A 23,932-nucleotide genomic window follows, 5' to 3' on the forward strand; every position below is an offset into this window, starting at 1 on the left:
TCTATGGAGCCCATCACCAACGCCACCGTGTACATCGTGGACGATGACGCCAGCGTGCGCGAGGCGCTGGCCTGGCTGCTGCGCTCGCGCAGGCTGCCCAGCGAGTCCTTTGATTCGGCCGAAGCCTTCGATGCCATGCTGCAAAAGCGCCCCCCCCAACGCCAGCCCTGTTGCCTGCTGCTGGATGTGCGTATGCCTGGCATGAGCGGGCTGGCACTGTTTGACGTGTTGGCCGCGCGGGGCGACCTGGCCACCATGCCGGTGATCTTTCTCACTGGCCATGCGGACGTGCCCACCGCCGTGGACACCGTCAAGCGGGGGGCCTTTGATTTTTGCGAGAAGCCGTTTTCCGACAACGCGCTGGTGGACCGCATCGAGCAGGCACTCGCCCAATCGGCCGAGCGGCTGGCCCAGGTGCGCGAACGCAGTGACTTGCAGGTGCGGCTGAGCGAACTGACCGAGCGGGAGCGTGATGTGATGGACCTGGTGGTGGCCGGTCTTCCCAACAAGCTCATCGCTGACCAGCTCGACATCAGCGTGCGCACGGTCGAGGTTCACCGCTCACGGGTGTTCGACAAGATGCAGGTCAAGTCCGCTGTGGAGTTGGCCAACCTGCTGCGCACGGGTAACTGAGCCCACCTTCTGGCGGGGAGTTCGCAGTCCGGGCGATCAGCCCCGTGGTCGTTCGCCCACAAAAATCTCGACCCGCCGGTTGCGTGCACGGCCCTCGGCGGTGTCGTTGGTAGCGATGGGGTAGCGCTCGCCCATGCCTTCGATCACGATGCGGCGGCCATCCACACCGCGCGCTGTCAGGTAGCTGCGGGTGCTTGCGGCGCGGTCCATCGACAGGGGGTTGTTGGTGGCATCGCTCCCCGTGCTGTCGGTGTGCCCCACGATGCGTACGTCAGTGTTCGGGTTGTTGCGCAGGCCTGCGGCAAACTGGTCCAGGACCGGCGCGAAGTTGGGCTGGATGTCCGAGCGGCCTACGGCAAACGAGATGTCGCTGGGGATATTGAGCTTGAGTTGGTTGTCAGCCGTCTGGGTCACGGCGATGCCAGTGCCCTGGGTGGCCTGTTCCATCTCGCGCTTTTGGCGCTCCATGTTTTGCGACCAGATGTAGGTGCCCAGTGCCCCGACACCAGCCCCCACCACGGCGCCGGTCCCGGCGCTGCCTCCGGTCGCGGAGCCGATGACCGCGCCTGCCAGCGCCCCAATGCCAGCTCCGGTGGCTGTACGGCGCTGGGTGTCATCCATGCTGGCGCATCCGGTGACCAGAACGATGGCGGCGGCAGCGCCGAGAATTTGAATGTGTGTGCGCATGTGTGTGCTCCTTGAAAAGCGGTGGCGCTGGGTGGGCGGGCCTTGCGCCCGCCGCGCTGTCGGAGCGTTATCGCGTCCCGTGCAGTGGCGTCACCCAGCTCACGCCATCGTGGGGCCCGCGATGAAGCGGTGCCATCGGCGCGCTGGCCCATCGGTTGTAGGACAGGGCCGTCCCTGGGGCGCAACTCACTGCCCGTTCAAGGCGATGGCGGATGCTTGTCGCTGTCGGCGGGCGGTGGGGCCTTCAGTTCTCCTCCCTTGCGGCCCGAGAACATGGTCCACCACACGATAGCCACCAGTACCACCAGCGCTAGCAGCGCTTCAAGCAAAATCAGCCCCATGAAATTGACACTCCTGCGCGTTGCGTTGACCGCGCTGATTGTAGGAACGCTGGCCGCCTGCTCCACGCCCCCTGCCCCAGTCCCCGCACGCCCTGGGGGCACTCCTGCGCCGCTGCCGCCCAGTGCGGTGGTGCTGCCGGGCGACACCGGCCCGCTGCCATCGCCCATGGCGCAGCCCAAAAGCCGCTGGATTCCCGTGCGCTGGGCCGAGCTGCCGGGCTTTACCGAAGACGCGCTGCACGAAGCCTGGAACGCGTGGATCAAGAGCTGCGAGCGGCCCCAGCCTCCCTTCACTGCGCTGTGCAGCGAGGTCCGGCAGCTGAGCATTGCCACGGCCGATGAGCAGCGTGCCTGGCTCATCGCACGCCTGCAGCCCTACCGCGTCGAGGCGACTGACGGCAACGCCGATGGTTTGCTGACGGCCTACTACGAACCCATGATGGACGCGGCGCGCCAGCCCGGCAATGGCTTCACGGTGCCAATCTATCGGGTACCCGCCAGCCTGGGGGCGCGCAAGCCCTGGTACACCCGCCAGCAGATTGACACCCTGCCGGAGGCCCAGGCCGCGCTCGCGGGTCGGGCCATTGCGTGGCTGCGTGATCCCATCGAGTCCATGGTGTTGCACATCCAGGGGTCAGGCCGTCTGCGCATCACCGAGCCGGATGGCTCGGTCTCGCTGGTGCGGGTGGCCTACGCAGGCACCAATGACCAGCCCTACCAGAGCGTGGGCCGCTGGCTGCTGGACCAGGGCCTGACGCGCGATGCGACCTGGCCGGGCATCCGCGCCTGGGTGGCCGCGAACCCCCAGCGCACCAATGAGCTGTTGTGGAGCAACCCGCGCTATGTGTTCTTCCGCGAAGAGCCCTTGAGCCCGCTGGACGCCGGGTTTGGCCCGCGGGGTGCACAGGGCGTGCCCCTGACGCCGGGCCGATCGATTGCAGTGGACCGGCAGAGCATTCCCTACGGCACACCCGTGTGGCTGGCTTCGTCCGGCCCGCAGGTGCAGCTCAACCGCCTGGTGCTCGCACAGGACACGGGCAGCGCCATCCTCGGTGCAGTGCGCGCGGACTATTTCACGGGTTGGGGGCCAGAGGCGGGGGACATCGCGGGCCGGCTCAAGCAGAACTTGCGCCTTTGGGCGCTGTGGCCGCGCTGAGGCGCTCATGAAATGAGGCGTGGCCCCAATCTGCCATGCCTTTTGGAGCTGGCAGAGCCAGGGCGGCGCGCCTTCAAGCCCGTGTGCGTGTGAGGTGTGTCAGCGGCAGCGCCCCGCTGGCCTTCACCTCACCCAGCGAGAAGCTGGTGTGCATGTCTTTCACGTTGGGCAGGTTCAGCAGCACGTCGCGCGCAAACTGCGAGAAGCTGTCCAGATCCCGTGCCACCACCTGCAGCTCGAAGGTGCCGGTGCCGCTGATGTAGTGGCACGACACCACTTCCGGAATCTGTCGGATGGCTTCCTCCATCTTGCGCGTGAGGTTGCCCGTGCTGCGGTCCGCATCCAGCCGCACGAAGGCCAGTACCCCGAGGCCGATCTTGTGCCGGTCGATCTCTGCGCGGTAGCCCTTGATGAAGCCTTGCTCCTCCAGCGCCCGCACGCGGCGCCAGCAGGGTGCGGCCGACAGGCCCACCCGCTGGGCCAGCTCGGCATTTGTCAGTCGGGCGTCAGCCTGCAGCTCGTTGAGGATGGCGATATCGAATTTGTCGAGAGTGTTCACAAAAGTGGCCGAAAAGAGAAAGATCCTTTCTCAGAATAGCCTAAACACGGCACAGAACGCAAAGACATATCAGCGGCGCAGACATACACTTACCTGCACATTAGTGCCGTGGCCCTAAACGGGCCGCATGGTGCTGCCCCAGCGTGCCCACAAGGCGCGGACATCACAAAAGCCATTGGAGACATAGCCATGAACGCCCCCCTGCCCGAGTCCATCCGCAAAGCGCTAGAGACGGTCACTCTGGATGACAAATACACCTTGGGCGAGGGCCGCGCCTTCATGAGCGGCGTGCAGGCCCTCGTGCGCCTGCCCATGCTGCAGCGCCAGCGCGATGCGGCGGCGGGGCTCAATACGGCGGGCTTCATCAGTGGCTACCGGGGCTCGCCCCTGGGCACGTACGACCAGGCGCTGTGGGCCGCCAAGAAGCACCTGGCGGCCAACAACATCGTCTTTCAGCCCGGTGTGAACGAAGAACTGGGCGCCACGGCCGTGTGGGGCACGCAGCAACTCGACCTGTACCCGCAAAGCAAAAAGTTCGACGGCGTCTTCGGCATCTGGTACGGCAAGGGCCCGGGCGTGGACCGCTGCTCGGACGTGTTCAAGCACGCCAACATGGCGGGCACCGCCAAGCATGGCGGCGTGATCGCGATTGCGGGCGACGACCACATCAGCAAGAGCAGCACGGCCGCGCACCAGAGCGACCACATCTTCAAGGCCTGCGGCACGCCGGTGTTCTTCCCGAGCAGCGTGCAAGAGATTCTGGACATGGGCCTGCACGCCTTTGCCATGAGTCGTTTTTCGGGCGTGTGGTCGGGCATGAAGACCATCCAGGAGGTGGTGGAGTCGTCCAGCAGCATCAACATCGACCCGGACCGAGTGAAGATCGTGATGCCCGAGGACTTCGTGATGCCGCCCGGCGGCCTGCACATCCGCTGGCCTGATGCGCCGTTGGAGCAGGAGGCGCGCCTCATGGACTACAAGTGGTACGCAGCCCTGGCGTACATCCGCGCCAACAAGCTCAACTACAACGTCATCGAAGGCAAACAAGACCGCTTCGGCATCATCGCCAGCGGCAAGGCCTACAACGACACGCGCCAGGCGCTGGTGGACTTGGGCCTTGACGACGACACCTGCCGCAGCCTGGGCATCCGCTTACACAAGGTCAACGTGGTGTGGCCGCTCGAAGCCACCATCACGCGTGACTTTGCCCAGGGCCTGCAAGAGATTCTGGTGGTGGAGGAAAAGCGCCAGGTCATCGAATACCAGCTCAAGGAGGAGCTGTACAACTGGCGCCCCGATGTGCGTCCCAACGTGCTGGGCAAGTTCGACGAGCCCGAGGGCGACGCCACCGGCGGCGAATGGAGCATGCCCAACCCCAGCCAGAACTGGCTGCTGCGCGCCAAAGCCGACCTCACGCCCGCCATCATCGCCAAGGCAATTGCCAAGCGCCTCAAGAAGCTGGGGGTGCCCTCTGGCATCGTGGCCCGCATGGAGGCACGCCTTGCCATCATCGAGGCCAGCGAACGCGCCATGACGGAGTTGAAGGTGGACACTGGCGAACGCGCTCCGTGGTTCTGCAGCGGCTGCCCGCACAACACCAGCACCCGCGTGCCCGAAGGCTCCCGCGCCGTCGCCGGCATTGGCTGCCACTACATGGTCAACTGGATGCCCGACCGCCGCACCAGCACCTTCACGCAAATGGGCGGCGAGGGCGTGACCTGGGTGGGCCAGCAGCCCTTCACCACGGACGCGCACATCTTTGCCAACCTGGGCGACGGCACCTACTTCCACAGCGGCCTGTTGGCCATTCGCCAGAGCATTGCGGCGGGTGTGAACATCACCTACAAGGTGCTCTACAACGACGCCGTGGCCATGACCGGCGGCCAGCAGGTGGGCGAGCGGCCCGAGGGCCACTCGGTGCTGCAGATCATGAACAGCCTCAAGGCCGAAGGTGTGGCAAAGCTCGTGATCGTGACGGACGAGCCGCACAAATACGACGGTGTGGCCCTGGCCGATGGCGTGACGGTGCACCACCGCGACGAGCTGGACACCATCCAGCGCCAGTTCCGTGAGATCAAGGGCTGCACGGCCATCATTTACGACCAGACCTGCGCCACCGAAAAGCGCCGCCGTCGCAAGCGCGGCAAGCTGGCCACCCCTGACAAGACCGTGGTCATCAACGACCTGGTGTGCGAGGGCTGCGGCGACTGCTCGACGAAGTCGAACTGCCTGAGCGTGGAGCCCGTGGAGACCGAGTTCGGCCGCAAGCGCCGGATCAACCAGAGCACGTGCAACAAGGACTACTCCTGCGTCAACGGCTTCTGCCCGAGCTTTGTGACGGTGGAAGGTGGCCAGCTCAAGAAGCCGAAGAAGGAGAAGAAGGGCGACCTGTCGGCGCTGCCCTCCATTCCTGAGCCCGTGCTACCCGTGGCTGAAAGCGCCTGGGGTATTGTGGTGGGCGGCGTGGGCGGCACGGGCGTGATCACCATCGGCTCGCTGCTGGGCATGGCCGCGCACCTCGATGGCAAGGGCGTCATCACCCAGGACGCCGGCGGCCTGGCGCAAAAGGGCGGCGCTACCTGGAGCCATATCCAGATCGCCAATCGCCCCGACGCCATCTACACCACCAAGGTTGATACCGCCAAGGCCGACCTGGTGATCGGTTGCGACTCCATCGTGGCCGCGCACAAGTACACCCTGGCTGTCATGCAGCCCGGCCGCACCTTTGTGGCGCTCAACACCCACAGCACGCCCACGGCGGCGTTTGTGAACAACCCTGACTGGCAGTTCCCGGGTGGCAACTGCGACGCCGCCATTGCCACTGCCGTAGGCGCGGCAGGTGTGGGCAGCTTTGACGCCGAGCAAGTGGCCACCCAGCTGCTGGGCGACAGCATCTACACCAACCCGCTGATGCTGGGCTACGCCTGGCAAAAGGGCCGCGTGCCACTCACCTACGCATCGCTGATGCGTGCCATGGAATTGAACGGCGTGCAGGTGGACAACAACAAGGCAGCGTTTGAATGGGGCCGCCGCTGCGCGCACGACCTGGCGGCGGTGCAGGCGCTGTTCCAGGCCGCGCAAGTGATCCAGTTCGTCAAGAAGCCGTCGCTGGCCAAGATGGTGGCCAAGCGCGTGGAGTTCCTGACGGGTTATCAGAATGCCGCTTACGCTTCCGAGTACCAGACCTTCGTCGAGAAAGTGAAGGCGGCGGAAGCAAAACTGGGCAGCGGCACCCGCCTGTCTGAGGCTGTGGCCCGCTACCTGTTCAAGCTCATGGCCTACAAGGACGAGTACGAAGTGGCGCGCCTGCACACCGACAAGGCCTTCACGGACAAGATCGCGAACATGTTCGAAGGCGACTACAAACTGGTGCACCACCTGGCACCGCCCCTGAGCGCCAAGAAGAACGACAAGGGCGAGCTGGTGAAGCAGCCGTTTGGCCCTTGGATGCGCAGCGCCTTCGGCCTGCTGGCGAAGATGAAAGGCCTGCGCGGCACGGCACTGGACATCTTCGGCAAGACCGAGGAGCGCCGCATGGAGCGTGCACTGATCGTCGAATACCGCGCCTGCGTCGACGAGCTGCTGGCCCGCCTGAACGCTGACAACCTGGCCTTGGCGGTGGAAATTGCCCGCATTCCCGAAGAGATCCGTGGTTACGGCCACGTGAAGGAACGGCACCTGAAGGCGGCGCGTCCCAAGTGGGACGGCCTGATGGCCCAGTGGCGCACGGGCGCCCCGGTCCAGCGTCAGGTCGCCTGATAGGTCCTTCTGCCGTCAGTGTCTCCCACAAAAGCCCGCCTCTGTGCGGGCTTTTGCTATTAATAGTGTAGCTATCGAGGCATGAATCCCTAGCGCATCACCCGTTTTTGGCCTGTATTTCCGCTGGCAGGCCCTTGTGGGCGCGCAGGTGGAAAACACCCGCTGCGCGCTTGGGTCTTCCCCCTTGGGCGGCGCTCAAGGCGCCGCATACAATGCCCTGTTCTGCCCCCGCAGGCGCTTTGGCGCGTGGTGTGGGCGGGTTGTGTGAATTTTGACCATCCGTTGTGGAGTCCAGTCCGTGTTTATTTCTTCCGCTTTCGCCCAAACCGCACCTGCCGCAGCCGCTGGCGGCGGTGACATCATGTCCTCTCTGACCGGCATGCTGCCCCTGGTGCTCATGTTTGTGGTGCTGTACTTCGTCATGATCCGCCCCCAGATGAAGCGCCAGAAAGAACACCGCGCCATGATCGACGCCATCGCCAAGGGCGATGAAGTGGCTACCGCCGGTGGCATCGTGGGCAAGGTGACGCGCCTGTCCGAAGGGTTTCTGCACATCGAAATCGCCAGTGGCGTGGAAGTGCAAATGCAGCGCAGCGCTGTGGTGCAGGTGCTGCCCAAGGGCTCCGTCAAGTAATCCATGAACAACCCCCTGAGGCGCTGCGCGCCCCGGCCCGTCCGGGCGCGGGGTCAGGGGGCGCTGGCGCGTAGGGCGCCTGCACAACTGAGGTGAGAGCGCGATCATGAACCGTTATCCGGTCTGGAAGTACGCGATCCTGGTGATCGTGCTGCTGGTGGGGGCCTTGTACACCCTGCCCAATTTCTTTGGCGAGGCGCCTGCTGTGCAGGTGTCGTCGGCCAAGGCCACCATCAAGGTGGATACCGCCGTGCAGCAGCGGGTGGAAGAAGCCCTCAAGGCCGCCGGTGTGACACCTGACTTTGTGGCGCTGGAGGGCAACTCGGTGCGCGCGCGTTTCGACACGCCCGACACCCAGCTCAAGGCCAAGGACGCCATCCAGAAGGCGCTGGTGCCTGACGCCAACGACCCTTCCTACATCGTGGCCCTCAACCTCGTGTCGCGTTCGCCGCTGTGGCTCAAGGCCCTGCACGCCAATCCGATGTACCTGGGGCTGGACCTGCGCGGTGGCGTGCACTTCATGCTGCAGGTGGACATGCAGGCGGCGCTGACCAAGAAGTCCGAGTCCTATGCGGGTGACATCCGCACGGCACTGCGCGACAAGAACATCCGCCATGGCGGCATCAGCCGCGACGGCCAGTCCATCGACATCAAGGTGCGCGATGAAGCCACGGCCACGGCCGCGCGCAACCTGATCGCCGACCAGTTCGCCGATCTCCAGGTCACCACCACGCCAGAAGGCACTGAGTTCAAGCTGCGCGCTTCGATCAAGCCCGAAGCCACACGCCGCGTGCAGGAGCAGGCGCTCAAGCAGAACATGGTCACGCTGCACAACCGGATCAACGAGCTGGGCGTGGCCGAGCCCGTGATCCAGCAGCAGGGTCTGGACCGCATCGTGGTGCAGCTGCCCGGCGTGCAGGACACCGCCAAGGCCAAGGACATCCTGGGCCGCACTGCCACGCTGGAAGTGCGCATGGTGGACGAGGGCACCGAAGCCCGTTCGGCAGAGACAGGCCGCGGCCCCGTGCCGTTCGGCTCCGAGCGCTACCTGGAACGCAACGGCCAGCCCGTCATCGTCAAGAAGCAGGTCATCCTGACCGGCGAAAACCTGACCGATGCGCAGCCTGGCTTTGACGGCCAGACACAGGAACCCACTGTCAACCTCACGCTGGACGCCAAGGGCTCCCGCATCTTCAAGGACATCACGCGCGAGAACGTGGGCAAGCGCATGGCCATCGTGCTGTTCGAAAAGGGCAAGGGCGAGGTCGTCACGGCCCCTGTCATCCGTTCCGAAATCGGTGGCGGCCGCGTGCAGATCTCGGGCCGCATGACCACGGCCGAGGCCAACGACACCGCCCTGCTGCTGCGCGCTGGCTCGCTGGCCGCGCCCATGGAAATCATCGAGGAATACACCATCGGCCCCAGCCTGGGCGCCGACAACATCGAGCGCGGTATCCACAGCGTGGTGTGGGGCATGGTGGCCATTGCGGTGTTCATGTGCATCTACTACGCACTGTTCGGCATTTTCTCCACCGTCTCGCTGGCGGTGAACGTGCTGCTGCTGCTGGCCATTTTGTCCATGCTGCAGGCCACGCTCACGCTGCCCGGCATTGCTGCCATGGCGCTGGCGCTGGGGGTGGCGATTGACTCCAACGTGCTGATCAACGAGCGCATTCGCGAAGAGCTGCGCGAGGGTGTGTCGCCCCAGGCGGCCATCCACGCGGGGTATGAGCGTGCCTGGGCCACCATCCTGGACTCGAACGTCACCACCTTGATCGCGGGCCTGGCGCTGCTGGCGTTTGGCTCCGGCCCGGTGCGTGGCTTTGCTGTGGTGCACTGCATCGGCATCCTGACCAGCATGTTCTCGGCCGTGTTCTTCTCGCGTGGCCTGGTGAACCTGTGGTACGGCCGCAAGAAGAAGCTCAAGAGCGTGGCCATCGGTCAGGTGTGGAAGCCTGAGTCCGATAGTGCTGTGGTCAAGACGAACTAAAGGAGGAAGACCATGGAATTCTTCCGTATCCGCAAAGACATCTCTTTCATGAAGCACGCGTTGGTCTTCAACGCGATCTCCTTCATCACTTTCGCTCTGGCGGTGTTCTTCCTGCTTACGCGTGGGCTGCACCTATCGGTGGAGTTCACGGGCGGCACCGTGATGGAAGTGGCCTACAGCCAGCCCGCCGAACTGGCCAAGGTCCGCGACACCGTGGCCGCACTGGGCTACCCCGACGTGCAGGTGCAGAATTTCGGCACCTCGCGTGACGTGATGATTCGCCTGCCCGTGCAAAAGGGCGTGACGTCCGCACAGCAGAGCGAGCAGGTGCTGGGCGCCTTGAAGGCTGCAGACCCCGCAGTGACCTTGCGTCGCACCGAATTTGTAGGTCCGCAGGTGGGCGAGGAACTCGTGCACGGCGGCCTGATGGCGCTGGCCATGGTGGTCGTGGGCATCGTGATCTACCTGGCCTTCCGCTTTGAGTGGAAATTCGGCGTCGCTGCAATCATTGCCAACCTGCACGACGTGGTGATCATCCTGGGCTTCTTTGCGTTCTTCCAGTGGGAGTTCTCGCTGTCGGTGCTCGCTGGCGTGCTCGCCGTGTTGGGTTACTCGGTGAACGAATCGGTCGTGATCTTCGACCGGATCCGCGAGGCCTTCCGCAAGTACCGCAAGATGACGACGCACGAGGTGATCGACCACGCCATCACCAGCACGATGAGTCGAACCATCATCACCCACGCCTCCACCGAGGCGATGGTGCTGTCGATGTTCTTCTTTGGCGGCCCGAGCTTGCACTACTTTGCATTGGCGCTGACCATCGGTATCCTGTTCGGCATCTATTCCTCGGTGTTCGTGGCGGCGGCTATTGCCATGTGGCTGGGCGTCAAGCGCGAGGACCTCGTCAAGCCCGCCAAAAAGGAGGGGGATCCCAACGATCCCCATGCCGGAGCTACCGTCTGACCCGCTAATATCTGTTCATGCACACCACGCCCCCTTCTGTTCCGCAACGCCGCCTGGCCCGCCAGGCGCGCCAGCGGTTTGTAGAGGGGATCTGTGGAGGGTTGGTGGACCTGGACAAGACCGTCCAGGACTTCCTCACCGCATTGATGAACCAGACGGGCACAGCCCGCGAAATGCAGTCGCGCCGGGATGCGTGGCTGCAGTACCAGCAAAAACATTCCGCATGGACGGAGCGCGCCGGCAAGGCCTGGCAAGAGGCGCTGGCTCCCCACGTCAGCTCTACACGTGGCCAGCTAGCGGCTGGTGGTGGTGGGCTCAGTCAGTTCGAGCTGCTCAGCGACGATGTGGTCGAGAACAAGATCCTCGCCTCGCGCATGGCGTTGACGGTGAACGAGCAGGTCAGCCATCAGTTCGACACCTTGCGCCAGCGCACCCAGTCGCTGGAGGGGCAGGAGCTGGACAGTAGCGACATCCTGCGACCCGACACGGTATGCCTGTTGCTGGTGGAACAATGGGTGGAGGCAGGGCTACCCCGCACGGACCTGCAAACCGTGGTGGATCCCCTGCAGCGCGAGCTGGCCAACCTGCTCCAGAAGCACTACCAGGCGGTCAACGTGTTCTACGTAGAGCAGGGCATCACGCCGCAGGTCGATCTCAAATCCAAAGTGCGCCGCACGCAGGGTGGCACCGCCACGGGCAGTGGCGGGGGCGATTCGGGTTCTGGAGGCCTGGCTTCGCAGGCCCTGGCGCAGACCCGCCAGGCCATGATGGCCGCGCGCGGAGGAATGCAGCAGCCTCCCGGCATGCCCGCTGGGGCTCGGCCGATGGGGCCACCGGGCACGCAGATGCCGCCGCCCGGACATGGCGGCTACCCCCGGCCACAACACGGAATGCCCACGGCCTTTGCCACGGGCATGACGCCCTTGGCCCGGGCACGCCAGCGTGCGCAGGGTGTGATGGGGCAGTTGCGACGGCTGCTCACGCAGCCCGCCACCGGCTTTGACATGGTGAATGCGCCCCCCGCTTCGGCCGCGCTGGCCCATGCGCTCACGGCGCACCGCGTGCATGCGGACACCTACTACAGCGGCGTGGCCACGCTGATGGAGGACTACAGCCCTGCAGCGGTGGTCCAGTTGGTGGGCGCCGTGCGGGAGCGCTCCACTGAACTCAAGAAGAAAGCGACCACCTCGGGCGAGAAGGCCATCATCGAGGTGGTGGCGTTGATGTTCCAGAGCATCCTCGCAGAGGACCGGATACCGCCCGCCGTGCGGGTGTGGTTTGCCCGGCTGCAGGTGCCGGTGCTGCGTGTGGCCTTGGCTGAGCCCGAATTTTTCAGCAATCTCGACCATCCCGCCCGCAAGCTGATCGATCGCATGGGTGCCTGCGTACTCGGTTTTGACGCAACCAGCATCAATGGCAGCGCGTTGGAAGCCGAGATTCGCCGTGTGGTGCAGGTGATCGAGCAGTACCCCGAGACCGGACGCCGCGTCTTCCAGCTCGTCTATGACGAGTTCGAGAAATTCCTGGCCAAGTTCCTGACCGAAAAGCAGGTCACCTCGCGCCTGGTGAGCGTCGCCCAACAGGTCGAGCAACGGGAAACGCTGGCGATCCAGTACACCATCGAGCTGCGCACCATGTTGCGCGACATGCCGGTGCGCGACGAGATCCGCGAGTTCCTGTTCAAGACCTGGGCCGAGGTGCTGGCGCTGTCGGCCGTGCGGGATGGCCCTCAACATGCCGACACGGTGGCCTTCAAGCGCACGGCAGCAGATCTCGTCTGGGCCGCCAGCGCCAAACCCAATCGCAGCGACCGGGCCCAGGTCATCCAGAACCTGCCCGCGCTGCTGCAACGCCTGCGCCAAGGGCTGACCCTGCTGGGTGTGAACGGCGCGGCGCAGGATGCGCAGGTCAAAGTGTTGACAGACACTCTGGCCGACGCCTTTTTGTCCAAGACGGCGTCTATTCCCCAGGCGCACATCGATGCCATGGCCAAACGCCTGGCCAACCTCGAAGACTTCATCAGTGATGCCACACTGGGTGACATGCCGCTCAATGCGGACAACATCGAGATGATGCTGGGCATCGACGCCTCGTCCATCCACGTGATTGCTGACAACGGTGCTCCGGTGGACGATGCCATGGTGGCCTGGGCGCAGGATCTGCAGCCTGGCACCTGGTATACGCTGGACCACAACGGCGCATCGGCCCAGGTGCAGTACGCCTGGCAAAGCCAGCGCAAGCAGTTGCACCTGTTTGCTGCGGTGGATGGCAGCAGTTACCTGATCCAGTTGCGCCGCCTGGCGGCGTACCTGCAGGCTGGCTTGCTGGTGGCCCAGGACGAGGAAGGACTCACGCTGCGCGCCACGCGCGATGCCCTGGCCAAGCTGGACGCCAACCCGGAACGATTGCTGGACTGAGCCCCCGAAGGCGTTGCTCAGTGCCTGTGTGAGATCTCCTGTGAGATCGTCAACAGGCGCTTATCCGGGATGCGTGTTGGCATCCGTTGCGCCCCTCTGACCCCGGGCGATCACGGAGCGATCAGCTAGCCCCTGCCGACCCGTTGAAACAACCCCCCCGGCAACCGCGCAATGCTGCCATCGAGTTCCAGTTCCAGCAGGGCCACCTGCAAGGCCGATGCGCCCATGCCCGTGCGGGCGACCAGAGCATCCAGCCCCATGGGGTCGTAACCCAAGGCGGCAAGCACGGGGTCTTCGCTACCGTCCGATATGGCGACTCCCCCGGCGTTCGCGCCTTCGTGGGGCAGGCCGGACATAGTGGTGGCGGGGATCTTGAGTTCTTCCAGTACATCCTGGGCAGACTCCACCAGCTTGGCGCCTTGACGGATCAGCGCATGGCAGCCGCGTGACTGCGGTGCATGAATGGAACCTGGAATGGCAAACACTTCACGCCCCTGCTCGGCCGCCATGCGGGCTGTGATCAGCGAGCCCGATGCAAGTGCGGCTTCCACCACCAGCGTGCCCTGCGAGAGGCCCGAAATGATGCGGTTGCGTTTGGGAAAGTTGCCTGGCAGCGGTGGAGTGCCCAGGGGGTACTCGCTGACGATCAGTCCGTGTGCGGCAATGCGATGGGCCAGGTCCAGGTTCTTGCGCGGATACACGCGGTCGAGCCCGGTGCCTACCACGGCGATGGTGGCGGCCCTCGCGCAAGGGGGCGTCGCCAAGTCCAGCGCGCCTTCATGGGCGGCAGCGTCTACCCCCAGCGCAAGCCCCGACACGATGGTCAAGCCTGCGCTGTGCAGCGCCCGGGCAAACTGGCGAGCGTTCTCTGCGCCCTGGGCGGTGGGGTTGCGGCTCCCGACCACAGCGAGACACCGATCGCTGGGAAAAGGCTGGTGCTCCAGCAGTGATGCCGGGCCCATGAGGTAGAGCAGCAGCGGTGGGTCTTCCGTGTCCAGCAAGGCCTGCGGATAGCGCAGGTCGCCCAGGCTCACGATGGCGCGCGCGGGGCCTTGTGGCACAGCACTGGCAAGCCATTGGGCGGTGGTCTGCCACAGGGCTTCCCACCCCTGCGGAATCTCGCGCAACGCCTTGGCCTGCGCGGCGGGCACACAGAGTTGCAGGGCGGCTTCGGTCTGCTGAAAGATGGATTGCGGCAAGCCAAAGCGTGCCAGCAGACGCCGCGCGGCCCCGTTGCCAATGCTTGGCGTCAAGGTCAGCCGCAGCCAGGCGCCGAGTTCGTCGTGGTCCATGGATACCAGTACGGCGCGGCAACGTGACTACCGCAGCGCAGGAACCCCGCGCGGCGATACGTACTACCGGCCCTCAGCGTTACTTGGGGTTGACCAAGCGGTCGCCGACGCGCACACCGTTGCGGATTTCCAGCAGCAGCACATAGGACACGCGCTCGAAGGTGCGGAACACCATGGCAGTGCCGTTGATTTCACTGGGCAGCTTGACCATCGCCCTGTTGCTGTCGGTCATGTCCTTGATGCGGTCGCCCTTGGTGAGCAGGCTGAGCACATGGCCAGGCTCCAGTCCGTCCTGCGAACCCATATTGATGGCTACCACCTGATTTTGGGCTGCATAGGCCACGGCCGAACTGCCATAAATGGACACCACGCGTGCATCCACTTCCATCTCGGGGGCTCGTGGGGTGTAGCTCAGGAACGGGCGGGCGGGTGCAGGCAGCAGGCGGTCGCCCGCGCGGACTTCCTCCTTGGTGGCCGACAGATCCACGGTGGCGGGGATGTATTCCGCCGTGTATCCACCCTTGCCGTTCGGAATTTCTTCGAACGACTCGCCACGCACCAGTTCCGCTTTGCCCAGGTACTGGGCTTCGTATCCCAGCACTTCGGCCGTCACGGGGTCCTTGAGCGCCACGGCATTGCGGAAAACACGGTAGTACCGGGGTTCGCCCGCTTCTGCCAGCATTGGCGACGCGGCGTCCCCACGCACATAAACACGGTCGCCTGCCGCCATCAGCACGCGCTCTTCCGTCGTCGCGATCACGCGCGGGGCGCTCAGCAGCACTTGCTCGTCCACCACGAGCGGCTCGACCAGGAAGGGCTCGATGAGGTGCTGCTTGAGTGTGGGCAACGCGGAATCAGCCAAACTATCGCTACGGGTGCGGGGCGAGATGCGCACGGTCTCGGGTTCGCTGGAGCGGCTGGTGCTCAGGCGGGCGTAGCCGCCTTCTTTGATAAGGTAAAGCGTCTGGCCAGGAAAGATCAGGTGTGGGTTGGGGATGGTCTTGAGGTTCATGCCCCAGAGCTCGGGCCAGCGCCATGGGCGCTTGAGGTACATGCCCGAAATGCCCCAGAGCGTGTCGCCCCGCTTGACGGTGTAGGTGTCTGGGGCGTTGGGCGCCAGCTCTTCCAGCGGTACACCCCGCTCGGACACCTGCTGCGCTGTGGCGCGCTGGCCGCTGGAAATGGGGTAGTTCTGCGCCTGGGCCGGCATGACCAGCAGGGCGCCAGCAATGATGGTGAGCGCGCCCAGGGCGGTCCGCCGCACGCTGGTGAATGCCGTCATGTTGTTCCTTTTCTCATGCATTGGGAAACGCCCCCTCGCTGGCACCTCGGCGCACAAAGCAGGCGTGCGGCCGGGCAAATACGTTACAAAGCTTCTTAGATTCTCTGCTCAAGCCCTTGATTCGGCAACGATTATTGGCTCGCAGGGCGGCAGTAGGCCGCAAAAGTGGCGAAAATAGCGACATCTCTTACCTGCAGCCATGGCAATCCTTCCCATTCTCTGTTACCCGGACCCCCGGCTTCACAAGGTCGCCCGCCCCGTCCAGGCGGTGGACGACCGCATCCGCACGCTGGTGGCCGACATGCTGGCCACGATGTACGACGCGCACGGCATTGGCCTGGCGGCCACCCAGGTGGACGTGCATGAGCGGCTGGTGGTCATCGACGTGTCGGAGGAGCGCGATCAGCCCCTGGTGCTGATCAACCCCGAGCTGGTCTGGACCAGCGCCGAAAAGCACCTGAACGAAGAAGGCTGCCTCTCGGTGCCTGGCATTTATGACGGGGTGGAGCGGTTTGATGCCGTGCATGTGCGGGCGCTGGACGCCCAGGGCCAGTCCCGCGTGATCGAGGCCGATGGCCTTCTGGCGGTCTGTATCCAGCACGAGATGGACCACCTCATGGGCAAGGTGTTTGTGGAATACCTCTCCCCCCTCAAGCGCAACCGCATCAAGACCAAGATGGTCAAGCAGCAGCGGGAGGCGCGCGGGTGATGCGCGCAGCGCTCTGCGTCCGCTGGGGCGTCAGAGTGCTGGCGCTGGTTGCGCTGGCTTGCCAGTTGGCGGGCTGTGTGCTGCCGGCCCGTGAACGGCCCGGCGCGTTGCGGGCCGAAGTGATCGCTCGCCTGGGCCCGCCAACCGCCACGATAGCGCTGCCCTCTGGCGAGCGGCTGCTGTACTCGGAATTACCCGCCGGGTTTGCCGCCTACAACCTCGACTTTGATGTCAGTGGCCGGCTGGTGCGCAACGAGCAGGTGCTCACGCAGCAGCGATTCGAGAACCTGCCCGTGGGCACCTGGACCCGCGCCGACCTGCAAAACACCTTCGGAATGCCCTTGCGTGTCGAGCAGGTGGCGCGCTTTGATGGTGATATCTGGACCTACCGCTTCCGGCAGAACTCGGACCTGCGACAGGCCCATGTGCACCTGGATCGCCAAGGGGTGGTGCGCCAGGTGTTGTTCACCGACGAACTGCCGAATTTTGACAACGCGCGCGATTGACTGGATGGGTGGTCCCGCTGGGCCACTGAGTCCCGCGCCCACCTGAGCCGCTATCTGCTTTCATGAGAGTCATTTTTGCTGGTACCCCCGAATTCGCCCGTGTGGCCCTGGAGCGGCTGTTGTCTGCAGGCTTCACCGTTCCACTGGTCCTGACGCAACCGGATCGCCCCGCTGGCCGTGGCATGAAGCTGCAGGCTTCGCCTGTGAAGCAATGCGCACTGGAGCACGGCATTGCTGTCGCACAGCCCCGCAGCCTGCGCCTGGATGGCAAGTACCCCTACGATGCCGCCGCTGCGCGCGAAGCCCTGCTCGCAGCCCAGGCCGATGTGATGGTCGTGGCCGCCTACGGGCTGATCCTGCCGCAGTGGATCCTGGATCTACCGCGCCTGGGCTGCCTGAACATCCACGCGAGCCTGCTGCCGCGCTGGCGCGGCGCCGCCCCCATTCACCGCGCCATCGAGGCAGGCGATGCCGAAACCGGCGTCACCATCATGCAGATGGATGCAGGGCTGGACACGGGCGACATGCTGCTGACCGAGCGCCTGCCTATTGCCCCGGGCGATACGACAGCCACCCTGCACGACCGCCTGGCCGCGCTGGGCGGTCGCATGATCGTCGAGGCGCTGGAGCTGGCCGCCTGCGGTGGCCTCACTGCTGTGCCGCAACCGGCAGACGGCATCACCTACGCCCACAAGATCGAAAAGGCCGAGAGCACGATCGACTGGACACTGCCTGCCGCAGTCATTGGCCAGCGCATTCGCGCGTTCGATCCCTTCCCGGGGGCCAGCACCGAGTGCAACGGCGAGACGATCAAGATCTGGAGCTATGCAATTGATAGCGTTCAAGGCATATCTGACCAGCGCTCCGGGCAGATTTTGGCTGCGGATGGCGCGGGAGTGACCGTCGCATGCGGTAGCGGCACGGCGTTGCGCCTGACCACGCTGCAGCGGGCGGGTGGCAAGCGGCTGGCGGCGGCTGATTTCTTGCGCGGCTTTGACCTGCAGCCGGGCATGGTGCTGGGCGCAAACCCTGCATGAGCGTGTCTGCCGCGCTGGGCCGGACACTGCGCCACCCCTCCTTCCGCATGGCCGCCATCGACATGGCCGGTACCTCGTTGGGCATTGCAGCCTGGGGGCTGGTCACCGGGGTGGCCATGGTCAAAAGTGGCATGTCGGTCGGCATGGCCGTGTTCATGTCGCTGCTGGTGTATGCCGGCAGCGCCCAGCTCGCCGTCATTCCGCTGCTGTCCGTGGGTGCGCCGCTGTGGGTGGTGTGGCTCACGGCCGCCTGCGTCAACCTGCGGTTTGTGATTTTCAGCAGCATGTGGCGCAGCTACTTTGCGCACCTGCCGCTGCGCCAGCGCCTGGCCGTGGGGTATTTCAGCGGGGACGTGATCTATGTGGCGTTCATGAAGCGCTTTCCGGAACCCCGGCCGGCCCCAGAGCAGGTGCCGTATTTCTGGGGCGCGGCCTCCACCAACTGGCTAGCTTGGCAGGTGCCGTCCATCGCCGGCATCCTGCTGGCCAACGCGGTGCCCTTGTCCTGGGGGCTGGGTTTTGCAGGGGTGCTGGCCTTGCTGGGCGTGCTGCTGTCCCTGCTGTTCGACCGGGCCACCTGGCTCGCCACGGGCGTTGCAGCGACCGCGGCGATTGCTGCGTTTGCCTTGCCGCTCAAGCTCAACATCCTGGTGGCGCTGGCGGCCGCCGTGGCCGCGGGACTGCTGATGGAGGCCGTGGACCGCCGCCGTCGCCAACCCGAGTTGCTGCTGGTGCCCGCTGACAGCGTCATGCCGCCCGAGGAGTGTGAGCATGTCGAGGCGGGCGATGTGGTGCCGCTGCGCGAGGAACGCCACCCATGAGCTGGTCCTGGAGCTATCCCTTGCTGGCCACTGTGGGCCTGGCGGTGATCACGGTGGTGTCACGCTCTTTTTTCATGATCCCGGAGCGTGAGCTGCCCCTGCCCGACTGGCTCAAGCGGGGCCTTAAATATGCTCCGCTGGCCGCGCTCACCGCCGTCATTGCACCCGAGATCCTCATGGTGCAGGGCGAGTTGATCGACACCTTCATGGACGCACGCCTGCCGGCCGTGCTGTTCGCCAGCGTGTACTACTTCTGGCGCCGGGGCATCCTGGGCACCATTCTGGTGGGCATGGCGGTGTATCTGCCACTGCACATCGGCTGGGGCTGGTAGGTGCTGGCGGCGGGCGGCCGCGTCAGCAGGGCCGCCTAAAATGGCGCCCCTGATCCACCGGCCCCTCCAGGAAACCTTCCCCCATGAACATCCTTCGCTTTTCCGATCTGTGCGCCCAGGGCAAGGCCCGCAACCAGCGCGTCTTCATTCGCGCCGACCTGAACGTGCCGCAAGACGACGCCGGCAACATCACTGAAGACACCCGCATCCGTGCCTCCATTCCCGCGATCCGCATGGCGTTGGACGCTGGTGCCGCCGTCATGGTCACCAGCCACCTCGGCCGGCCGACTGAAGGCGAATTCAAACCCGAAGACTCCCTGGCCCCCGTGGCCCAGCGCATGGCCGAACTGCTGGACCGTGAAGTGCCGCTGGTCGCCAACTGGGTGGACGGTGTGCAAGTGGCACCCGGCCAGATCGTGCTGCTGGAAAACTGCCGCCTGAACGTGGGCGAGAAGAAAAACAAAGAGGAGCTCGCACGCAAGATGGCCGCGCTGTGCGATATCTTCGTGAACGACGCGTTTGGCACCGCCCACCGCGCCGAAGGCACCACCTACGGCATCGCGCAGTACGCCCCCATTGCCTGCGCTGGCCCGCTGCTGTCGGCCGAGATCGATGCCCTGACCAAGGCCCTGGCGCATCCCCAGCGCCCGCTGGCAGCCATCGTGGCGGGCTCCAAGGTGTCCACCAAGCTCACCATCCTGCAAAGCCTGGCCGACAAGGTGGACCAGCTCATCGTGGGCGGCGGCATTGCCAATACCTTCATGTTGGCGGCAGGCCTGCCCATCGGCAAGAGTCTGGCTGAGCCCGATCTGCTGGACGCCGCCAAGTCCGTGATGGCTGCCATGAAGGCGCGTGGCGCCGAGGTGCCGATCCCCACGGACGTGGTCGTGGCCAAGACATTTGCTGCGGATGCCCCCGCCACGGTGAAGGCCGCCACGGACGTGGCGCCCGACGACATGATCCTGGACATCGGCCCCGAGACGGCTGCCCGCCTCGCGGCCCAGCTCAAGTCTGCTGGCACCATCGTCTGGAATGGCCCCGTGGGCGTGTTCGAGTTTGCCGCTTTTGAGAACGGTACCAAGCAACTCGCCAAGGCGATTGCCGAATCCTCGGCCTTCAGCATCGCGGGCGGTGGCGACACGCTGGCCGCCATCGCGAAGTACGGCATCGACAAGCAAGTGGGTTACATCTCCACCGGTGGCGGCGCTTTCCTGGAAGTGCTGGAAGGCAAAAAGCTGCCCGCTTTCGACATCCTGGAGCAGCGCGCAGCCGCTTCCGTGTAAGCAAATGCAAGGCGGGCCACCGCAAAGGTGGCTCTGCCTGCTTACACGCCTTGCATCGGCACACAACTGTGACCAAAAACAACGAACTGTGTACGCCGGAGCGTAGTTAGCGTAATTTTTTCTTGTTTTTGTTGAGGATACCGCCCAGAATTATTTTTCAATCGTGCGGGTCGCATCTGTTCGGATCCTCGCAAATTCAGTCCGTAGGAGGGAATCATGTCGTTTTCAAAGGCAATCAGCTTGGCCGTGCTGGCTGGCGCTGTGGCAACTTTGGTGGGGTGCGCACAGAGGGCGCCTATTCCCGTCGCGGAAAATTTCGAGTACACCTCGCAGCCCAAGGTTCGCTCCGCCGGACATTGGGACCTGGTCTCGCGCGATGTGGTCAATCAGACGCTGAGCACCCTGGACAAGGCCGGCGTGGCCCCCAACACCCCCCTGCATGTGTCATTGCCCGCCAATGCCACGCAGTTTGAAACCGCCTTCCGCGAGTTCCTGATCACCAAACTGGTCCAGAACGGCGCCGTGGTGCAGCAGAACCTGGGCCAGGCCCTGGAAGTCTCCTACGGTATCCAGGTCGTGCGCCACAACAGCGACCGCCCGCATTTCATCCCTGGTCAGTTCACCATGCTTGCTGCAGGCCTGTTTGCCGCGTACGGTCTGCGCCATGAGCACATCGACGCCCAGCTGGCCGCAGGCCTGGGTCTGTCGATCGCCGCCGACTATGCCAACAGCATCAACTCTGGTGGCCCGACCAACACCGAGCTGATCCTGACCACCACTGTCACGCGCGGCGGCCAGTACCTGGCTCGCAAGACCGACGTGTACTACCTGGAAAACGCTGACACCCCGTTGTTCACGCGCCCCTCGTACAAGAACGTCAACATGAAGGTTGTCTCGCAATGAAAACCCCCGCACTTCTTCTGACGGTGCTGGCCGGCGCGGTGCTGGCCGGTTGCGCCAACAACGCTGCGCCGGTGCGCGTCGAGCCCACCTACCAGGAAGCCGCCAGCAGCCAGTTCATCCAGAGCAGCCGCGACGCGGTGAGCAAGCTGACCACCGGTTTCGACATGAACTCGCTGGGTGGCGGGCCCGTGCTCGTGGCCACCGTGGTCAACGTCAACGACCTCAGCCGCGCCGCCCCGCTGGGCCGCACGTTGTCCGAGCAGTACGCCACCAGCATGGCGGCCAGCGGCTTCAACGTGAAGGAAATCAAGCTGCGCGGTGACGTGTTCGTGCGCGAAGGCCAGGGCGAGCTGCTGCTGTCGCGTGAGATCAAGGACATTGCCCGCAACCACAATGCCTCGCTGGTGCTGGTGGGTACCTACTCTGCGGCCGCCAACTACACCTACGTGAGCCTCAAGCTCGTGCGCACCGAAGACAGCCGCATCGTGCGTGGCTACGACTACGCGCTGCCCAACGACCGCGACGTGCAACGCCTGCTGGCTGTGCCCCGCTGATCGTTCGTTCTCACCAGGGACTTGTTGCTCCCTGTGTCACCGCAAAAAGGCCGTCTCGACGGCCTTTTTTGTTGCCCGGTGGCACGCCCCGGGGTGCCCGAAACCTCCGCTTCGCAGAGCCTCTCCTTGACGATCACGGTCCCCGGCGGGGGCATCCCGTGCCCACCCACCTAAAATCACGCCCCATGAACTTCACCGACATGCTGCGCGACGCCACGGCACAGAACAACTCCCTGCTGTGCGTGGGCCTGGACCCTGAACCCACGCGGTTTCCCGCCGCGATGCAGGGCGACCCCCGCAAGATCTATGACTTTTGCGCGGCCATCGTGGACGCCACCGCCGACCTGGTGTGTGCCTTCAAGCCACAGATCGCCTACTTTGCCGCGCATGGTGCCGAGGACCAGCTCGAACGCCTGATGCAGCACATGCGGGCCAACGCGCCGCAGGTGCCGGTGATCCTGGACGCCAAGCGCGGCGACATCGGCTCCACGGCCGAGCAGTACGCCAAGGAGGCCTTCGAGCGCTACGGTGCCGATGCCGTCACGCTGTCGCCCTTCATGGGCTTCGACTCCATCGAGCCCTATCTGGCCTACCACGGCAAGGGCGCGTTTTTGCTCTGCCGCACCTCCAACCCCGGCGGCGACGACCTGCAGACCCAGCGCCTGGCCAGCGTCGAGGGCCAGCCGCTCATGTACGAGCATGTGGCGCGTCTGGCGCAAGGCCCCTGGAACAAGAACGGCCAGCTCGGCCTGGTGGTGGGCGCCACCTACCCGCAGGAGATCGAGCGCGTGCGTGCCATCGCGCCCACGCTGCCGCTGCTGATTCCGGGCGTGGGTGCCCAGGGTGGTGATGCCGCCGCCACCGTGCGCGCCGGGCTGCGCAGTGACGGGCCGATCATCGTGAACTCGTCGCGGGCCATTCTTTACGCGTCCAAAGGCGAGGACTTTGCTGCGGCCGCGCGTGCAGAAGCCGTGCGCACCCGAGGCGTTCTGGAAGCTGCCCGGGGCTGAGCGCTCTCACTCCGACCGCGGTGTCTGGTCCTCTAACGGGGCTGGCACAGCCCAGGCACCAGCCCACCGACCGGACAGCCGCCCCTTCAGGAGCCGACGATGCAGTTGAAATGGCTGGAAGACTTCATCGTGCTGGCGCAGGAGCGCAGCTTCACCCGCGCGGCGGAGCTGCGGCATGTGACCCACCCCGCGTTTGGCCGGCGCATCCGCGCGCTGGAGGCCTGGGCTGGCACGCCGCTGGTGGAGCGCGGCAGCGGTGGCCCGGTCACCCTCACGCCCGCCGGGCAGAGTTTTCTGGAGACCGCCGGCCACCTGGCCCGTAGCCTCACCCAGTCACACGAAGAGCTGCAAAGCCTGGCCGGGCGGCAGGCCCGCACCGTGACCCTGGCCACGGGCCGCACCTTGGCGCGCACCGTGGTGGCCGACTGGCTGGTGCGCCTGCAGCCCATTTTGCAAGGCGGCGAGCTGTGCATTCGCACCCGGGCGCTGGCCGACACCGTGGGCATGCTGGAGCGCAACGAGGCCGATTTTTCGCTCGTGTACCACCACCCGGCCCTGGCCATCCGGCTCGATGCACGGCAGTTCACGCACCTGACGGTGGCCTCCGACCGGCTGGTGCCCGTCTCGCGCGCCACGGCGCAGGGGCAGGCGTTGCACCGGTTCGGGCCCGACGCCACGCTGGTGCCCTACCTGGCCTACGCCCCCCAGCTGGCCTTGGGGCGGCTGGTGGAAGACCACCTGGCGCACAACCCCCATGCGCCCCGGCTGCAGCGCGTGGTGGAGTGCGACTCGGCCGACGCCCACTACGAATACGTGCAAAAAGGCCTGGGCGTTGCGTGGCTGCCCTGGTCCATGGTGTTTGCCGACTGCAAGGCCCAGCGCCTCGCGCTGGCGGGTGACGCCCGCATGGAGGTGCGTTTTGACGTGCGCCTGTATCGCCCCAAGCGCCGCCTGGGGCCGCTGGCCGAGGCGCTGTGGAAGGCCCTGGCGCAGCGCTGATGAGCGCGCGTCCACGGTGAGAGACCTGCGGGTTTCCCCGTGGCAGGCATCGTGAATCAGCACGA

General features: G+C 65.2%; 22 protein-coding genes. 17 read left to right on the plus strand and 5 right to left on the minus strand.

Annotated elements, in window-relative coordinates; translation table 11 throughout:
- Window positions 1-3: 3 nt before the first annotated feature.
- Window positions 4-633 (plus strand): response regulator transcription factor, encoded by a 630-nt coding sequence (locus ASC83_RS22530; RefSeq protein WP_056067854.1) that lies wholly within the window; start codon window positions 4-6, stop codon window positions 631-633.
- Between the two features lie 36 nt (window positions 634-669).
- Here ASC83_RS22530 and ASC83_RS22535 read toward each other — a convergent pair whose 3' ends face one another.
- A complete protein-coding gene (locus tag ASC83_RS22535; RefSeq protein ID WP_056067856.1) occupies window positions 670-1,320 on the minus strand; it encodes an OmpA family protein in 651 nt (216 codons plus the stop codon).
- A 197-nt stretch (window positions 1,321-1,517) separates the two neighbouring features.
- Window positions 1,518-1,661 carry a hypothetical protein gene (locus ASC83_RS24205; RefSeq protein ID WP_199227826.1) on the minus strand — a complete coding sequence of 48 codons (144 nt, stop codon included), beginning with the start codon at window positions 1,659-1,661 and terminating at the stop codon, window positions 1,518-1,520.
- Here ASC83_RS24205 and ASC83_RS22540 point away from each other — a divergent pair.
- On the plus strand, window positions 1,594-2,817 hold the full coding sequence (locus tag ASC83_RS22540) for a murein transglycosylase A (RefSeq protein WP_082522582.1): 1,224 nt from the start codon (window positions 1,594-1,596) through the stop codon (window positions 2,815-2,817). The genes ASC83_RS24205 and ASC83_RS22540 overlap by 68 nt on opposite strands.
- A gap of 73 nt (window positions 2,818-2,890) precedes the next feature.
- Here ASC83_RS22540 and ASC83_RS22545 read toward each other — a convergent pair whose 3' ends face one another.
- On the minus strand, window positions 2,891-3,376 hold the full coding sequence (locus ASC83_RS22545) for an Lrp/AsnC family transcriptional regulator (protein WP_056067858.1): 486 nt from the start codon (window positions 3,374-3,376) through the stop codon (window positions 2,891-2,893).
- Between the two features lie 189 nt (window positions 3,377-3,565).
- Here ASC83_RS22545 and ASC83_RS22550 point away from each other — a divergent pair, with 189 nt between their 5' ends.
- The 5 genes from ASC83_RS22550 (at window position 3,566) to ASC83_RS22570 (ending at window position 13,139) form a co-directional block, all read left to right on the plus strand.
- Window positions 3,566-7,135 carry an indolepyruvate ferredoxin oxidoreductase family protein gene (locus tag ASC83_RS22550; RefSeq protein ID WP_056067860.1) on the plus strand — a complete coding sequence of 1,190 codons (3,570 nt, stop codon included), beginning with the start codon at window positions 3,566-3,568 and terminating at the stop codon, window positions 7,133-7,135.
- Window positions 7,136-7,433: 298 nt separating this feature from the next.
- Complete coding sequence (yajC, locus tag ASC83_RS22555; protein ID WP_015016243.1) at window positions 7,434-7,769, plus strand: preprotein translocase subunit YajC; 336 nt, start codon at window positions 7,434-7,436, stop codon at window positions 7,767-7,769.
- 106 nt (window positions 7,770-7,875) lie between these two features.
- Window positions 7,876-9,759: a protein translocase subunit SecD gene (secD, locus tag ASC83_RS22560; protein ID WP_056067862.1), complete on the plus strand. Its 1,884-nt coding sequence runs from the start codon at window positions 7,876-7,878 to the stop codon at window positions 9,757-9,759.
- A 12-nt stretch (window positions 9,760-9,771) separates the two neighbouring features.
- The gene (gene secF / locus ASC83_RS22565; RefSeq protein WP_056067864.1) at window positions 9,772-10,722 is read left to right on the plus strand and encodes a protein translocase subunit SecF; all 951 of its coding nucleotides are present in this window, start codon (window positions 9,772-9,774) and stop codon (window positions 10,720-10,722) included.
- A 17-nt stretch (window positions 10,723-10,739) separates the two neighbouring features.
- A complete protein-coding gene (locus tag ASC83_RS22570; RefSeq protein WP_056067866.1) occupies window positions 10,740-13,139 on the plus strand; it encodes a DUF1631 domain-containing protein in 2,400 nt (799 codons plus the stop codon).
- Window positions 13,140-13,264: 125 nt separating this feature from the next.
- On the opposite strand, the gene dprA is transcribed toward ASC83_RS22570, so the two are convergent.
- Together dprA and ASC83_RS22580 are read right to left on the minus strand one after the other, a co-directional pair.
- Window positions 13,265-14,431 carry a DNA-processing protein DprA gene (dprA, locus tag ASC83_RS22575; protein ID WP_056067868.1) on the minus strand — a complete coding sequence of 389 codons (1,167 nt, stop codon included), beginning with the start codon at window positions 14,429-14,431 and terminating at the stop codon, window positions 13,265-13,267.
- Between the two features lie 79 nt (window positions 14,432-14,510).
- On the minus strand, window positions 14,511-15,713 hold the full coding sequence (locus tag ASC83_RS22580; RefSeq protein WP_156379587.1) for a LysM peptidoglycan-binding domain-containing protein: 1,203 nt from the start codon (window positions 15,711-15,713) through the stop codon (window positions 14,511-14,513).
- 199 nt (window positions 15,714-15,912) lie between these two features.
- On the opposite strand from ASC83_RS22580, the gene def reads away from it, so the two are divergent.
- The 10 genes from def to ASC83_RS22630 all read left to right on the plus strand — a co-directional run bounded on the left by def (window position 15,913) and on the right by ASC83_RS22630 (window position 23,867).
- Entirely contained in the window at window positions 15,913-16,422 is a 510-nt protein-coding gene (def, locus tag ASC83_RS22585; RefSeq protein ID WP_056067873.1) for a peptide deformylase, read from the plus strand.
- Window positions 16,422-16,928, plus strand: a complete 507-nt coding sequence (locus ASC83_RS22590; protein WP_056067875.1) for a hypothetical protein — start codon at window positions 16,422-16,424, stop codon at window positions 16,926-16,928. Before def ends, ASC83_RS22590 begins: the two co-directional genes overlap by 1 nt.
- A 62-nt stretch (window positions 16,929-16,990) precedes the next feature.
- Complete coding sequence (fmt, locus tag ASC83_RS22595) at window positions 16,991-17,965, plus strand: methionyl-tRNA formyltransferase (protein ID WP_056067877.1); 975 nt, start codon at window positions 16,991-16,993, stop codon at window positions 17,963-17,965.
- A 47-nt stretch (window positions 17,966-18,012) separates the two neighbouring features.
- Window positions 18,013-18,786, plus strand: a complete 774-nt coding sequence (locus ASC83_RS22600; RefSeq protein ID WP_369817023.1) for an AzlC family ABC transporter permease — start codon at window positions 18,013-18,015, stop codon at window positions 18,784-18,786.
- Entirely contained in the window at window positions 18,783-19,118 is a 336-nt protein-coding gene (locus tag ASC83_RS22605) for an AzlD domain-containing protein (RefSeq protein WP_056067881.1), read from the plus strand. Before ASC83_RS22600 ends, ASC83_RS22605 begins: the two co-directional genes overlap by 4 nt.
- Before the next feature lie 83 nt (window positions 19,119-19,201).
- On the plus strand, window positions 19,202-20,401 hold the full coding sequence (locus ASC83_RS22610; RefSeq protein WP_056067883.1) for a phosphoglycerate kinase: 1,200 nt from the start codon (window positions 19,202-19,204) through the stop codon (window positions 20,399-20,401).
- A gap of 216 nt (window positions 20,402-20,617) precedes the next feature.
- Window positions 20,618-21,304, plus strand: coding sequence for a hypothetical protein (locus ASC83_RS22615; protein WP_056067885.1), 687 nt, complete (start codon window positions 20,618-20,620; stop codon window positions 21,302-21,304).
- Complete coding sequence (locus ASC83_RS22620) at window positions 21,301-21,858, plus strand: FlgO family outer membrane protein (protein ID WP_056067887.1); 558 nt, start codon at window positions 21,301-21,303, stop codon at window positions 21,856-21,858. Before ASC83_RS22615 ends, ASC83_RS22620 begins: the two co-directional genes overlap by 4 nt.
- 185 nt (window positions 21,859-22,043) lie before the next feature.
- Window positions 22,044-22,868, plus strand: coding sequence for an orotidine-5'-phosphate decarboxylase (pyrF, locus tag ASC83_RS22625; RefSeq protein WP_056067889.1), 825 nt, complete (start codon window positions 22,044-22,046; stop codon window positions 22,866-22,868).
- A gap of 99 nt (window positions 22,869-22,967) precedes the next feature.
- On the plus strand, window positions 22,968-23,867 hold the full coding sequence (locus ASC83_RS22630) for a LysR family transcriptional regulator (protein WP_056067892.1): 900 nt from the start codon (window positions 22,968-22,970) through the stop codon (window positions 23,865-23,867).
- The last annotated feature ends 65 nt before the right edge of the window (window positions 23,868-23,932 follow it).

This window comes from Acidovorax sp. Root402, assembly GCF_001425125.1.
Lineage (GTDB): Bacteria > Pseudomonadota > Gammaproteobacteria > Burkholderiales > Burkholderiaceae_C > Acidovorax > Acidovorax delafieldii.

Coding starts and splice junctions, on each gene's coding strand:
- ASC83_RS22530 (WP_056067854.1), top strand. CDS start 4: ATGGAGCCCATCACCAACGCCACCGTGTACATCGTGGACGATGACGCC.
- ASC83_RS22535 (WP_056067856.1), bottom strand. CDS start 1,320: ATGCGCACACACATTCAAATTCTCGGCGCTGCCGCCGCCATCGTTCTG.
- ASC83_RS22540 (WP_082522582.1), top strand. CDS start 1,594: ATGGTCCACCACACGATAGCCACCAGTACCACCAGCGCTAGCAGCGCT.
- ASC83_RS24205 (WP_199227826.1), bottom strand. CDS start 1,661: ATGGGGCTGATTTTGCTTGAAGCGCTGCTAGCGCTGGTGGTACTGGTG.
- ASC83_RS22550 (WP_056067860.1), top strand. CDS start 3,566: ATGAACGCCCCCCTGCCCGAGTCCATCCGCAAAGCGCTAGAGACGGTC.
- secD (WP_056067862.1), top strand. CDS start 7,876: ATGAACCGTTATCCGGTCTGGAAGTACGCGATCCTGGTGATCGTGCTG.
- secF (WP_056067864.1), top strand. CDS start 9,772: ATGGAATTCTTCCGTATCCGCAAAGACATCTCTTTCATGAAGCACGCG.
- ASC83_RS22570 (WP_056067866.1), top strand. CDS start 10,740: ATGCACACCACGCCCCCTTCTGTTCCGCAACGCCGCCTGGCCCGCCAG.
- dprA (WP_056067868.1), bottom strand. CDS start 14,431: ATGGACCACGACGAACTCGGCGCCTGGCTGCGGCTGACCTTGACGCCA.
- ASC83_RS22580 (WP_156379587.1), bottom strand. CDS start 15,713: ATGACGGCATTCACCAGCGTGCGGCGGACCGCCCTGGGCGCGCTCACC.
- def (WP_056067873.1), top strand. CDS start 15,913: ATGGCAATCCTTCCCATTCTCTGTTACCCGGACCCCCGGCTTCACAAG.
- ASC83_RS22590 (WP_056067875.1), top strand. CDS start 16,422: ATGCGCGCAGCGCTCTGCGTCCGCTGGGGCGTCAGAGTGCTGGCGCTG.
- fmt (WP_056067877.1), top strand. CDS start 16,991: ATGAGAGTCATTTTTGCTGGTACCCCCGAATTCGCCCGTGTGGCCCTG.
- ASC83_RS22600 (WP_369817023.1), top strand. CDS start 18,013: ATGGCCGCCATCGACATGGCCGGTACCTCGTTGGGCATTGCAGCCTGG.
- ASC83_RS22605 (WP_056067881.1), top strand. CDS start 18,783: ATGAGCTGGTCCTGGAGCTATCCCTTGCTGGCCACTGTGGGCCTGGCG.
- ASC83_RS22610 (WP_056067883.1), top strand. CDS start 19,202: ATGAACATCCTTCGCTTTTCCGATCTGTGCGCCCAGGGCAAGGCCCGC.
- ASC83_RS22615 (WP_056067885.1), top strand. CDS start 20,618: ATGTCGTTTTCAAAGGCAATCAGCTTGGCCGTGCTGGCTGGCGCTGTG.
- ASC83_RS22620 (WP_056067887.1), top strand. CDS start 21,301: ATGAAAACCCCCGCACTTCTTCTGACGGTGCTGGCCGGCGCGGTGCTG.
- pyrF (WP_056067889.1), top strand. CDS start 22,044: ATGAACTTCACCGACATGCTGCGCGACGCCACGGCACAGAACAACTCC.
- ASC83_RS22630 (WP_056067892.1), top strand. CDS start 22,968: ATGCAGTTGAAATGGCTGGAAGACTTCATCGTGCTGGCGCAGGAGCGC.